Here is a 12,396-nt window from a genome sequence, read left to right on the forward strand (position 1 = left end):
ATTAAACCTTTAAAAGTTAAACCCAATACTCCTTTTTATATAATGATGGGTATTGTTGCTTCTACTTATATCATTTTAATTGTTGCTATGATGGTGGCTGATATGTCCTATACTTCACCAGGACATATATTTGAAGCACTTAAAAGTAAGGAAATTCAATATGCAATTAAATTGAGCTTGATCACCTGTACGGTTACTATGATTTTAAGCGTAATGGTTGCTGTTCCATTAGGGTATTTTATGTCACGTTTTGAATTTCCGTTTAAAAAAGTAATCGACGCTATTCTTGACATTCCTATAGTACTACCACCATTAGTAATAGGATTGAGTTTGTTGATTTTATTTCAAACCGCTCCGGGCCGATTTATAGAAAGCCATGTGCGTATTACTTATACGGTATATAGTGTTGTAATTGCTCAGTTTATGGTTGCCTGTGCTTTTGCTGTACGTACCATGTATGTAACATTTTCCCAAATTAACAACAGACAGGAACAGGTAGCTCTAACATTGGGGTGCAATCAAAAGCAAGCTTTTTTTAATATCCTATTACCACAAGCAAAGAATGGCATTTTAACAGCGGCTTCTCTAGCCTGGGCTAGGGCTTTAGGAGAGTTTGGACCTATTCTTATCTTTTCTGGAGCGACTAGAATGCGTACTGAGGTTTTACCAACAACGGTATTTTTAGAAATGACCGTAGGTAATATAGAGGCAGCTGTAGCAGTATCATTAATTATGATATTTTCGGGATTTGCAGTGCTTATGGTAGTTCGGTTATTTGGTGATAAAAAAGTGATTGTTTAGCAATGATAAGAGGTATTAACTTAAGCATTCATCAAGGGGATTTTAAATTATCCAACCTTAACTTTACCATTGAGGCAAAGGAATATGTTGTACTTATGGGAAAAACAGGTTGTGGTAAAACAACCCTGTTGGAAACTATATGTGGACTAAGAAAGTTGTCATCTGGTGAAATTTGGATAAACGACAAAAATGTGTCCAATGAAGTCCCAGCTAAACGTGAAATAGGATACGTGCCTCAAGATGCTGCACTTTTTAATACTATGACCGTAAAAAAGAATATTGGATTTGCCTTAAAAATACGCAAGTGTAACAAACAAAAAATAGAAGAAAGAACAAACGAATTGGCAGAGCTTATGGGTATAGACCATTTGTTGGAACGACGTATAGATGGTCTAAGTGGCGGTGAGAAACAGCGTGTTGCATTGGCTAGGGCCCTGAGTTTTTATCCTCAAATATTGTGTTTAGATGAGCCGTTAAGTGCTTTGGATGAGGATACTAAGGGCGATATGATAGAGCTATTGGTTAAATTAAAGCAGAATTTGGATATAACAGTGGTACATGTTACGCACTCTAATTTTGAAGCTTCAAAACTTGCCAATAAGGTTTTGTATTTTGAAGCTGGAACCATAACACATCAAAAGAAATTCAGATAGCCCAAGTGGGTCTTGTGTCTTGACTTCGAACAATGAGACGTATTTATAATGTTAATCCAACTTAAGTAGAAGATTTACTGATCTATATTATATTTGTTGGTAGTTAGCATTATAGTCTATATTTTTTAAAAAATTGAAATGGCCTACATAAACTTTACTTAAGAAAAATAAAAGCATTCCAATGAATCGAATAAAAATTATTTTTAAACTCCTATTTATTCTCAGTATAAGCATACATGCCCAAACCCAAATAGATTCATCTAAAGTAGTCAGGGTGTTAACGTTCAATATATATCATGGTGAAACGGTAAATGCCGAAAAACAATTTGATTTTGATTTATTGGCCAAAGTTATAAACGATGAACAACCAGATTTAGTAGCATTACAGGAGGTTGATTTTAAAACTAATCGTGTTCTGGGTGTCGATTTGGTCACCGAGTTAGGCTTACGCGCCAAGATGCAGGCCATTTTTGGTAAGGCTATGGCTTTTGATGGTGGTGAGTATGGTGAAGGTATTTTGTCAAAGTATTCATTTCTGTCAACTAAAAACCATGTCTTACCTGCTAGGGAGGGCAAGGAGCCTAGGGCTGCTTTAGAAGTAAATGTTGTCATTAAAAGTGGCGATACCATTAAGTTTGTGGGAACGCACCTAGACCATACTAAAGATGAAACCGATAGAATAAACCAAGCAAATACAATTAACAAATTATTTGCAAAAGAGAATGTACCTATGATTATGGCAGGCGATTTAAATGCGAGGCCAGAGAGTGAAACCATGAAGATTCTTTTTAGTATCTGGAAACCTTCATTGCCCGATTTTCAACCAACTATGCCTTCTGATACCCCAAGTGTAAAAATAGACTATGTGTTATATAAACCTGCGAATGCTTGGCGGGTTTTGGATACCAAAATTATCTGTAATGATAAAGCAACAGACCATTGTGCCGTTTTGAGCGTGCTGGAACTTCTAAATTAGTATGTTTTGGATGAATTAGTTGATATACTTGATAGAGAGGGAAAAGCAACGGGAAAAACCTGTATGAAGTCTGAAGCACATGCCAAAGGCTATTGGCATGCGTGTATTAATGTTTGGCTTTATACCAAACAAGGTGAGGTTGTAATACAAAAGCGGGCGGCTACCAAGAAGGAGTTTCCCAATACTTGGGATGTATCTGTAGCAGGCCATATTGGAGCGGGAGAAGATGTGTTAATAGCTGCCCAACGTGAAGTAGGAGAAGAGGTCGGTTTCCATATAACATCCAGTGATTTAACGTTTATAGGAAATTATGCCACAGATTTTAGACATCATAAAGATTATATAGATAGGGAATACCATTATATGTATTTGGCAGAGTTGACGGTTCCTATTGAAAAATTACAAATTCAGGTCGAAGAAGTTGCAGGAATCCAATTGATATTTATTTCAGAATTAATTAAAAAATTAGAATCTAAAACCGATTCATTTAGATTTGTTCCTTATGGTTTAGATTATTTTAAGCAAGTTTTTGCTTCAATTAATAAAAAAATGCAATAGTTGTTGATTTTATTTTCCAAGAATCATTTTAATGCCTACTAGAATAATAAAGACCCCAAAAATCTTTTTAAGAAAAGCTTGGTCTATTCTAAGTGCTAATTTTGAACCAAAATAACCACTAATCATAAATAAAACAGAAACAATTAAAGCCATTTTCCAATCTATTGCACCTGCTTTGTGATAATTTAAAACAGCTAAAAATGTAACAGGGGGAAGCATTACCGCTAGGCTAAGACCTTGTGCCATGTGTTGTGAAAATCCTAAAAAAAATACAAACATGGGAATCATAATCAGTCCGCCACCCACTCCTAGTAAGCCACTAAAAACACCAGTTAGAATACCTATAAGAATTAAAATAAGAACAGTTGTAAGCGTCATTTTCATGTGTTTTATTTTGATAGGCTTCAATTTATAAAAAATGATGTAATCTGTTATTAATAAAATGACCAAATATTAATTCATAAGGCTTTCTGAATGAATTGAGAAAAATAAGGTATTTATATGTTCATTTACTTGTAATGGTTTTATTCTAATCTAACCTTATTTTAACTATTATAAAGTTCAAATAAGCACCCCTTAACCTCTTTTTTGTTACAGGCTATTAAGGTAACTATTCCAAGTTTTGTAATAAATATGTTATGAACATTATAGGTTTATCTTTTTATAAAGGCTTGAATAGCTGTTTTAATTGATTTCTATGTGCAAACAGTTATTCTATTCGTTTGTAGTTTTCAGCAAACATAGGGTTCCCTTGTTCATCCAGACTAATTTGAGAAAATTTGTTTTCTTCTAAGATGAGTTTAAATGTAAACTCTTTATTTTCTTTTATAATATTATTCATGGCTTTCGAGCCATAATCTAGAACTTCGGTTAAAACACTATCATTTGCAGTGTAATCACCATATCCAAACCAATCTAAAGAATCTGAAACACGTAATCTGGACCACATGACTTTTGTAGGAGAGTACATTTTAATTTGTTTAAGTGTATTTGAAGATTTAATTGTATCAATAGAGCCATCACTTCTGTAATTAAAGTAGCTAATCAACTCCCATGCGCCTTGCATGGAAAGGGTCTTTTCATTGGATATTTCAGAGTTATCATTTGTGGATTCTGTATTTGAATTCTCCTTACATGAAAACAGTAGCAAAATGAAGAGGATAAGAAAAAAATTTTTCATAGTTGGTAAGATTAGAAGATATGTAGTTAGTACATCTACAAGTTACAAAAAATAACCCATAAATCTTAGAAGCCAATAAGAAACTACTATAAGCAGATAAAAACTGTTGATAACTTATAAGTAAAGTTAAGGCCAAAAACTATACTTTTGCTCAAATTAAATAAATTGAATTATGGCTGATACAATAGAAAAGGTAAAATGTTTAATTATAGGTTCAGGGCCAGCAGGTTATACGGCAGCTATCTATGCTGCAAGGGCCAATATGAACCCTGTTTTATACCAAGGCACACAACCAGGAGGGCAGTTGACAACGACCAATGAAGTAGAAAATTTTCCAGGGTATCCAGAGGGAGTAACAGGCCCGGAAATGATGATGCAACTACAGGCTCAGGCACAACGTTTTGAAACCGATATTCGTGATGGCTGGGTGACTAAAGTTGATTTTTCAGGAGGGGTCCATAAAGTGTGGGTGAATGACACAAAAGAAATTCATTGTGATACGGTCATTATATCAACAGGGGCTTCAGCCAAGTATTTAGGATTGGAATCAGAACAGAAGTATCTAAAATTAGGAGGCGGTGTTTCGGCATGTGCGGTTTGTGATGGATTCTTTTATAGGAATCAGGAGGTCGTTATAGTTGGTGCTGGTGATAGTGCCTGTGAAGAAGCTCACTATTTATCCAAGTTATGTACTAAAGTAACCATGTTGGTAAGACGTGATGAATTTAGGGCATCTAAAATTATGGCAGCCAGAGTTAAGAATACGCCAAACATAAATATATTGTTTAATACTGAGACCGATGAGGTATTGGGCGACGGGCAAGTGGTTACAGGTGTTAGGGTGTTCAATAATAAGACCAATGAAAAGCAAGAGATTCCGGCAACAGGATTCTTTGTAGCTATTGGACATAAGCCCAATACAGATATTTTTAAGGATTATTTGGAGTTGGATGACACGGGATATATCATCAACAAACCGGGAACCTCTAAAACGAACATAGAGGGCGTATTTGTATCGGGCGATGCAGCAGACCACGTTTACAGACAGGCTGTTACGGCTGCAGGAACTGGTTGTATGGCTGCTTTAGATGCAGAACGTTGGTTGGCGGCAAAGGATGCTTCATTTGAAGTTTCAACATCAACATATAACTAAAAGCATTTTGATTTTTTATATATGGACCAAAGCATGAAAATGCTTTGGTTTTTTGTTTTGTAATTATATCAAAAAGTGTTTTCTTTGAAGCCCATAATTAAATCGGGATGTGGCGCAGTCCGGTTAGCGTACACGGCTGGGGGCCGTGTGGTCGCAGGTTCAAATCCTGTCATCCCGACTTTTTAAGGTTTTAAATAAAACCAAAAACACACAAAAAATAGCCAAACACTATATAAATAAAAGGATTGGCTGTGTTTGATAAACAAACTCGTTTAGAACAAAAGTGAGTTAATAGGTGAGTGATTCGGTGAGCTCACCAAAACATAAGAATTTTTTGAAAGTGATTTGATTTTCGTGTTACGAGTCTATCGTTCGACCAAAACACTTTCAAAATGAAAACAAATTCCACCTTTGGCGTAATATTCTTTACGCGTCTCAATTCCAAAAAGACCGACCAAGCCCTAATCTTTGTTCGTATTACTGTTAATGGCAAGCGTTCCGAAATCAGTTTAAAAAGAAACGTATCCCAAAAGCTTTGGGATAAAAACAAGGGCAAGGTTAAAGGGAATTCTCATGAAGCACGTGCTTTAAACAATTACATTCAGCAAGTACAGAATAAGCTTTACGATAGTTACGTGAAACTTCAAAATGAAGGCAAGCTAATTACGGTTTTTACGTTAAAATCACGTTATCTGGGTATGGATGAACAACACAAAACCCTTTTGCAATTAGTAAGTTATCATAACAAGACTATGAAAACGATACTTAAACCGGGAACACTCAAAATTTGCCAAAACTTAATTGCTTTAAAAACTCTGACTCGCTATTGAATGAAATAGTTTTAATTACAAAATGTTGTATATTATCAACATTAAACGTATTTTTGTTGAAAATAAGCAACAATTATGAAGACAAAGAAAAACATAATATTCCCGAAGCATATGGAAATTATGGAGCGCTTGGGTGAAAATATCAAGTTGGCACGCAAAAGAAGGAAATTGACAACTGTTCAAGTTTCAGAACGTGCAGATATAGATAGAACGACCTTGTATAAAATTGAAAAAGGTAACTCAAGTGTAACTATTGGGGCTTATTTCAATGTTTTACGTGTACTTGGGTTGCAAGATGATTTTCTAAAATTAGCAGCGGATGATGAATTTGGTAGAAAACTTCAAGATTTAGATCTAATTTAAAATGGCAACTGGTAAACAAGACATATACATTTTTGCACATTGGAAAGGTTTGGAAGAACCGCAATTAATGGGAGTGCTTTCTGCATTGTATGCAAAAGGAAAGAAAGCATTCAGTTTTGAATATGATAAAGATTGGTTGAAATCTAAAGAACAAATGCTATTGGATCCGGATATTCAATTCTATAGTGGCCCACAATACCCAAACAATAAAGAAAATTTTGGTGTTTTCTTGGATAGTATGCCTGATACTTGGGGACGCACACTTATGAAGCGTAGGGCGTCACAACAAGCAGCTGTAAATAATGAAAAGGCAAAAACACTATACGAAATTGATTATTTATTAGGAGTTTATGACGAAAGTCGAATGGGAGCTTTGCGTTTTAAACTAGACCCAGAAGGACCATTTTTAGATGATAATGAACTAAATCCAACACCACCGTGGTCATCCATTAGAGAGTTGCAAGAAGCAGCAAAAAATTTTGAAATTGAAGAGGACAATGATGAAGTAAGAAAATGGTTAGCTGTTTTAATGGCACCGGGATCCTCTTTGGGAGGGGCAAGACCGAAAGCTAATATATTAGATGAAAATAAGGAGTTATGGATTGCAAAGTTTCCTTCAAAAAACGATACCGTAGACAAAGCCGCGTGGGAATATCTGGCATATCAATTAGCAATAAAGGCAGGAATCCATATGGCGCCATCAAAAATTGAAAAGATTAGTGGTAGTTTCAATACATTTTTTACCAAAAGGTTTGATCGTGAAGAAGGATGTAGACTTCATTTTGCATCAGCCATGACTATGACAGGAAATAATGAAGATACCATAAGAGATAATCCAGTAAGTTATTTGGAGTTAGCTGAATTCATTCAAAACCATGGGGCTATGATTAACGATAATTTAGAGCAGTTGTGGCGTAGAATAGTATTCAATATAGCTATTTCAAATACTGACGACCATTTAAGAAACCATGGATTTATTTTAACCAATCAAGGTTGGGTATTATCGCCAGCCTATGATTTGAATCCATCCATAGATAAAGATGGTTTGGCACTTAATATTGATATGGATAATAATGCACTTGACTATGATTTAGTAAAAAGTGTAGGTGAGTTTTTCCGTTTGGATGACAAGCAAATGGATAAAATTATTCAAGAAGTATTGACTGTAGTAGCAACCTGGAAAGAGGTGGCAAAAGAAATTGGTATATCTAATAAAGAAAAGACTTTTATGTCAAAAGCATTTAATGTTTAATGATGAAATGTAAAAGTAATCAAGTAAGATTTTAAACTAAAAGCAACCCTATTATGTTTGAAAATACATGGAGTATTAGTTAAGATAATTCCCTACAAACCAAAACACAGTTTGTTGGAAAAGAAAAAATCCGTAACCTGTATTGAGAGAAGTTGAAATATCTTTTGGTTTGCAGAGTTTATCCCGTGCGAAGCTGATAAGCGTGTCAGCGCTCTTGTATTTTTTGGCTGCATACCTCACACAGCACATTGCATGTTTTGCTTAAAGATTTATTTTCAAAATTAGGTTAAGCAAAAAATCAAAGAGCTATTTCTAACCCTCACACCAAAAACTACCCAAAGCTATGTTTACATAACGGGTAGTTATAGTAGCATTCATTTAGTTTCTGTACTATAACGCCATTATGTAAAATATCCGCTCACCAGCCGCAAATTACGAACCGACATTGAAGTTTAGAACACACAAGATTGCCACTTTTCCCCACCACCCATTTCAACTGTGTAGGTTACAGCAATTCTTAATATTTGCCTTGTGTCTGCGGTAGGATGCATTACATTCGCTCAATCCCTTGTCAGGGTATCGCTCTTTTCATTTACCCACCTCAACACCCGCTCATAAAAAAAGAGCATTTTTTAGAAAATGCCCTTTATTTATCTTTCCAATCACTTAACATTAATAATTACTTCCACCTACGAAACTTTGCCCCAAGAAAAGTGATTGTCTTTTTTAGGAGTAAGGAAACGAAGAAACTTACGATAGCACCAACCATGGCCAAAATTACGGTAGTAATTAAATCCTCAACACCAATATTCATTATTGTTGAAAAGAAAGTACCACCAATAATGGCAGATTTGGTGTTATAGTCCATCGTCAATCTCATCAGTTTCTGTGTTTTCATCATCAGCAACAACCGCTTGACTTACTGCATTGGCCACAGTTCCTGCAACGGTCATATAAGTAGCAATGGTTACCACAATGGCAGGCATCGAAATAGGTGCAGTTATGATAGTACCGCCTGCAGTAGCCAATGCAATACCAATATTTCGTAAAGTTTTGAAAAATTTTGATACTCTCTTATAGCTTCTTTATTTCAACTTTAATCACTTGGTATGTATCAAAATCAAGTTTGCTTTTTTTAAGAGAAAAGCTATAGCCATTTTTTGCTTTTTCTGTGTTAATTTTTTTACCTGATGATATATTCGTTACTCTACCAATTTTCCCGTTGTAAAATAATGAAACCTTATCATCTAATCTGTTCGGTAATAAGTGTAAATATAGGGCATGCCTATCTTTAGTAATGGGAACATTAGCCCATTCTTTAGGGGCAGGGAGCAGTTCTTTTCCAAATAAGGCCTCTTTATTTGGAACTATCCATTCGGCCAATTTTGCCATATGTTTGTAAAAATCTTTTGGTGGGACACCGTTGCCAGAGGGTCCGATGTTAAGAAGGAAATTACCTCCTAAGCTTCTGGCTAAAATCAATTTATCCAAGGCTTCTTTTGCACCGAAGCGTAAAGGGGAGTAGCCCCATGAACCACACCATGAAGTAGTAAATTCCCACCACTTATTTATACCTTCTTCCGGCTCCTTCCATTCAACCGTGGCAAAATCGCCTTTACCTATTTCTTCTTCCTTTGCATCGGGACTACGCATTTTGTACCACCTGTCATTTACAACGATACTAGGCTGTAAGGTTCTTATCCAATTAAATAGACCATCAGTATAAGCTTCCTTTTCTTTTCCCGGCCAGTAAAAGCCATCAAACCATAACACATCTATTTGTCCATAATTCGTCAATAATTCTTTTAACTGTCCAATAGTATATGCCCACCAATTTTTATACCTCATCGAGTCAATTTCAGAATCCACTAAGGGAAATTTATTTCGAGTTCTAAAATTAAAATTCTGGTCTCCCAAAGGATAGTTTGGAAAATGCCAGTCGCGTTGAGAAAAATAGAATCCCACTTTTAAACCGTATTTACGACATGCCTCTACATAGGGTTTTAACAAATCAGCATCGGGAACATAGGTGCTAATGTTATAATTTCCGTAAGTAGAGGGCCACAATGCAAAACCATCATGGTGTTTGGCTCCTAGTACTACGTAGGTCATTCCAGCTTCTTTAGCCGCTTTGCAAATCTTGTCTGGATCCCAATCGGTTGGATGGAAGTTTTCTGCCAGGGCAAAGTAGTCTTCAGGATTGGCATACTTTTCTTCATAACCATGCGGATAATTTTTAATCATTGCCCAAGAAGGTTGTGAACCTTGTGTACTATGTGGACCCCAGTGCATAAACAAGCCAAAATGGCCTTCACCAAACCACTGGGCTCCTGTATTGGGATTTGGAAAAACAACCGCTTTACTATCTTCGGAAATGGTCTTTAAAATGTTATTAATTATTGGGTCTTTTACTTGGTAAGCCAATTGTCTTTCTTGTATTTTTTGCCACTCATGAATGTTGTTTTCATTTACACTAACCCTTAACCCATTTCTCTTTCTAATACTTTTTATGCTTTTGGTTTCATAAAGCCCTATTTTATGGAATGGTATTTCTTTAAAATCGGGTAATTTTTTGTAAACTTCTGAATTTGAACCCAGATTAAAATTTTGAATATCCCAATCTGCAAAAGCAATATTTTGGTCTGTAGGCCAATTATTGTCTTTGTAGTCGAGCCATTCTTTTTTTCCATCTAATAACTGTTCGACATTTACAAAAACATTGTTTTCTACTAAATTTCGTTGAGGAAGTTCAGGGTTTTTAAAATAAGTAACAATTTCGGGATACCTATCGCTGTAGGGAGGGGCTTTAAAGTTAACGGCCTTTAATCGTTGTTCAAATAATCCGTCTTTATCCAATAAAGCCTTGGACCAGTTTTGCAGGCGGTTGTCCACATGTATGCCAATCTTATTGCCAATAAAAATATTGTTACTGTAGACATTATCGGATCCGCCACCTATGAGCGCGTTCCATTTACCTGCTTTATAAAAAACATTGCCGAATACGGTCATGCCACAGGCACCGTCATCGTGATAAACGGCACAGGTGTTGTAATGGTCCGGGATGTTTTCAAAATAGTTATATCGCACTGTATTACCACGTTCGGCAGGGTTACGCCCGTAATAAATAGCACCTTGGTCCTCTACTTCAAGGCATACATCATGAATGTAATTGTACTCAATTATATTGTCGTTTCCAAACATAAGGTATATGGCCATACTTGGGGTGTTGTATATTTCGCAATGCCTTACTGTGTTACCCACACCGGTTAAGTGGACAGCAGGGCGATACGATTTTTCTATGCGGTTTAAATCATGGAATACACAGTTTTCAATACTATTATTGCCTTTTTCCAGTGTTTTTAAGTTACCGCCGCCAAGTATAACGCCTCCAGCGCCTAGGTCGTAAAATTCACACCCTATGATCTTATTATTTTTACCACATTCACGGTACTGGGTTGGATTGGCGTAAAGGTGTTGTTGCAAACTGCCAACAATACCGGATTTTACTTTTCCCGTCCCCTCATGTCTGTACTTATTAAATGGCTCTACGCCCTTGCCTACCAAAATGCCTATACTGCCAAGATTTCTAAAAACACAGTCCTTAATGGTTGCATTGTGGGTATTGTCCATAGTAATGCCCAATCCTCGGGAGCATTCAAATTGAATACCTTCAATCAGTATATGCATGGTGTTCTGAATAGTAAAAAATGGGGCTTCGAGTATTGAAAACTCCAGCGACTCTATGTCATCGTCCTCTAAAATAAACTGGAGTACTCCTTCTTTACGGTCAAGATAATACTCTTCGGGGGCATCTAGTTCCGCTAGTATGTTAACGCCGTACCATTGTCGCCATGGTTTATTGTCGCCATAGCCATACAAAGTAGCTGATGCTGTTTTAAGGGTTTTTACTTTAGTGTCGATGGATGCTATTTTTACCATATCATCGGCATATCCCCACATAAAATATCCAGACATCCATGCATCTGTTTCGTTGGCCCATTTATTAATTCGGGCATCACTGTACTTAATAATCCCACCCCGATTTGAGAAATCGTCGTTTCTTGGCACCGAGCCTTTATCCAATACCTCTCCCATGGGAACCATACCTTGGTTTGGCCAGCGGGAAAGATGTAGAGGCTTTTTGTTAACAAAGGGTTCACCCCAAGCCGGACCGTAAGGACGGGCAAATCCGACATGGCGTAAAGTACCGTAGTTTTTAATACCTACATGTTTTAAATTGACACTGTAGTGATTATTAAAAGTACTTTTATTCTTTTTTTTAATGAATTTTGAAGGAATTTCAATACCGCCCGAAAATATGACCTGCTCGGACTGATAGGGTTGAATATGTATATTGGAAAGGGTTTCATTGATTTTTACTGTATTTTGAAAATAGTAGATACCACCCCTAAAATAAACTTTGGCTATAGAAGAGTTACCTTTTTGCCTATCATCTTGTATTTGTTTCAACGCGCGTTCCAACGTGGCAAAAGGGGCTGCTTTTGTGCCGCTGTATAAATCGTTTCCAGATGTGGAAACAAAATAGTGCACCTCTTCCGTTTTAAAGGAAGATAGTGAAATAATGAGTATTGCTAATGCATATAGTTTTAAAATCCGCTTCATAAATCCT

Annotated in this window: 13 protein-coding genes and 1 tRNA gene; 9 read left to right on the forward strand and 5 right to left on the reverse strand. The window is 36.2% G+C overall.

Going from position 1 to position 12,396, the window contains the following annotated elements; all coding sequences use genetic code 11:
* Positions 1-42 precede the first annotated feature (42 nt).
* From MR053_RS10915 to MR053_RS10930, 4 genes are all read left to right on the forward strand, one after another.
* Complete coding sequence (locus tag MR053_RS10915) at positions 43-801, forward strand: ABC transporter permease (protein ID WP_242132470.1); 759 nt, start codon at positions 43-45, stop codon at positions 799-801.
* Positions 802-803: 2 nt separating this feature from the next.
* Positions 804-1,454: an ABC transporter ATP-binding protein gene (locus MR053_RS10920; protein ID WP_242132471.1), complete on the forward strand. Its 651-nt coding sequence runs from the start codon at positions 804-806 to the stop codon at positions 1,452-1,454.
* A 181-nt stretch (positions 1,455-1,635) separates the two neighbouring features.
* Positions 1,636-2,430, forward strand: coding sequence for an endonuclease/exonuclease/phosphatase family protein (locus tag MR053_RS10925; protein WP_242132472.1), 795 nt, complete (start codon positions 1,636-1,638; stop codon positions 2,428-2,430).
* 6 nt (positions 2,431-2,436) lie between these two features.
* Positions 2,437-2,988 carry an NUDIX hydrolase gene (locus tag MR053_RS10930; RefSeq protein ID WP_242132473.1) on the forward strand — a complete coding sequence of 184 codons (552 nt, stop codon included), beginning with the start codon at positions 2,437-2,439 and terminating at the stop codon, positions 2,986-2,988.
* A 9-nt stretch (positions 2,989-2,997) separates the two neighbouring features.
* Here MR053_RS10930 and MR053_RS10935 read toward each other — a convergent pair whose 3' ends face one another.
* Positions 2,998-3,438, reverse strand: coding sequence for a sulfite exporter TauE/SafE family protein (locus MR053_RS10935; protein WP_255745067.1), 441 nt, complete (start codon positions 3,436-3,438; stop codon positions 2,998-3,000).
* A 259-nt stretch (positions 3,439-3,697) separates the two neighbouring features.
* Positions 3,698-4,168: a hypothetical protein gene (locus MR053_RS10940; RefSeq protein WP_242132474.1), complete on the reverse strand. Its 471-nt coding sequence runs from the start codon at positions 4,166-4,168 to the stop codon at positions 3,698-3,700.
* A gap of 172 nt (positions 4,169-4,340) precedes the next feature.
* Between MR053_RS10940 and trxB the strand changes: the two genes are divergently transcribed.
* The 5 genes from trxB to MR053_RS10965 all read left to right on the forward strand — a co-directional run bounded on the left by trxB (position 4,341) and on the right by MR053_RS10965 (position 7,766).
* A complete protein-coding gene (gene trxB, locus MR053_RS10945; protein WP_223549094.1) occupies positions 4,341-5,321 on the forward strand; it encodes a thioredoxin-disulfide reductase in 981 nt (326 codons plus the stop codon).
* Between the two features lie 103 nt (positions 5,322-5,424).
* A tRNA-Pro gene (locus MR053_RS10950) sits at positions 5,425-5,499 on the forward strand.
* A 214-nt stretch (positions 5,500-5,713) separates the two neighbouring features.
* Positions 5,714-6,151, forward strand: a complete 438-nt coding sequence (locus MR053_RS10955; protein WP_242132475.1) for an Arm DNA-binding domain-containing protein — start codon at positions 5,714-5,716, stop codon at positions 6,149-6,151.
* A gap of 75 nt (positions 6,152-6,226) precedes the next feature.
* The gene (locus MR053_RS10960) at positions 6,227-6,514 is read left to right on the forward strand and encodes a helix-turn-helix domain-containing protein (protein WP_242132476.1); all 288 of its coding nucleotides are present in this window, start codon (positions 6,227-6,229) and stop codon (positions 6,512-6,514) included.
* Position 6,515: 1 nt separating this feature from the next.
* Positions 6,516-7,766 carry a type II toxin-antitoxin system HipA family toxin gene (locus MR053_RS10965; RefSeq protein ID WP_242132477.1) on the forward strand — a complete coding sequence of 417 codons (1,251 nt, stop codon included), beginning with the start codon at positions 6,516-6,518 and terminating at the stop codon, positions 7,764-7,766.
* Between the two features lie 679 nt (positions 7,767-8,445).
* Here MR053_RS10965 and MR053_RS10970 read toward each other — a convergent pair.
* Genes MR053_RS10970 through MR053_RS10980 form a run of 3 tightly spaced genes read right to left on the reverse strand, consistent with a single transcriptional unit; the run spans position 8,446 to position 12,389 of the window.
* Entirely contained in the window at positions 8,446-8,646 is a 201-nt protein-coding gene (locus tag MR053_RS10970) for a hypothetical protein (protein WP_242132478.1), read from the reverse strand.
* Complete coding sequence (locus MR053_RS10975) at positions 8,624-8,794, reverse strand: hypothetical protein (RefSeq protein WP_394800339.1); 171 nt, start codon at positions 8,792-8,794, stop codon at positions 8,624-8,626. The genes MR053_RS10970 and MR053_RS10975 overlap by 23 nt, the downstream gene beginning before the upstream one ends.
* Positions 8,795-8,840: 46 nt before the next feature.
* Positions 8,841-12,389 carry an alpha-L-fucosidase gene (locus MR053_RS10980; RefSeq protein ID WP_242132479.1) on the reverse strand — a complete coding sequence of 1,183 codons (3,549 nt, stop codon included), beginning with the start codon at positions 12,387-12,389 and terminating at the stop codon, positions 8,841-8,843.
* Positions 12,390-12,396 lie beyond the last annotated feature (7 nt).

The organism is Aestuariivivens marinum (genome assembly GCF_022662175.1).
GTDB classification, from domain to species: Bacteria; Bacteroidota; Bacteroidia; order Flavobacteriales; family Flavobacteriaceae; genus Aestuariivivens; species Aestuariivivens marinum.

Bases quoted from the DNA above. Each gene is read 5' to 3' on its own strand.
- MR053_RS10915 (WP_242132470.1), top strand. From the start codon at position 43: ATGATGGGTATTGTTGCTTCTACTTATATCATTTTAATTGTTGCTATG.
- MR053_RS10920 (WP_242132471.1), top strand. From the start codon at position 804: ATGATAAGAGGTATTAACTTAAGCATTCATCAAGGGGATTTTAAATTA.
- MR053_RS10925 (WP_242132472.1), top strand. From the start codon at position 1,636: ATGAATCGAATAAAAATTATTTTTAAACTCCTATTTATTCTCAGTATA.
- MR053_RS10940 (WP_242132474.1), bottom strand. From the start codon at position 4,168: ATGAAAAATTTTTTTCTTATCCTCTTCATTTTGCTACTGTTTTCATGT.
- trxB (WP_223549094.1), top strand. From the start codon at position 4,341: ATGGCTGATACAATAGAAAAGGTAAAATGTTTAATTATAGGTTCAGGG.
- MR053_RS10955 (WP_242132475.1), top strand. From the start codon at position 5,714: ATGAAAACAAATTCCACCTTTGGCGTAATATTCTTTACGCGTCTCAAT.
- MR053_RS10960 (WP_242132476.1), top strand. From the start codon at position 6,227: ATGAAGACAAAGAAAAACATAATATTCCCGAAGCATATGGAAATTATG.
- MR053_RS10965 (WP_242132477.1), top strand. From the start codon at position 6,516: ATGGCAACTGGTAAACAAGACATATACATTTTTGCACATTGGAAAGGT.
- MR053_RS10970 (WP_242132478.1), bottom strand. From the start codon at position 8,646: ATGAGATTGACGATGGACTATAACACCAAATCTGCCATTATTGGTGGT.
- MR053_RS10980 (WP_242132479.1), bottom strand. From the start codon at position 12,389: ATGAAGCGGATTTTAAAACTATATGCATTAGCAATACTCATTATTTCA.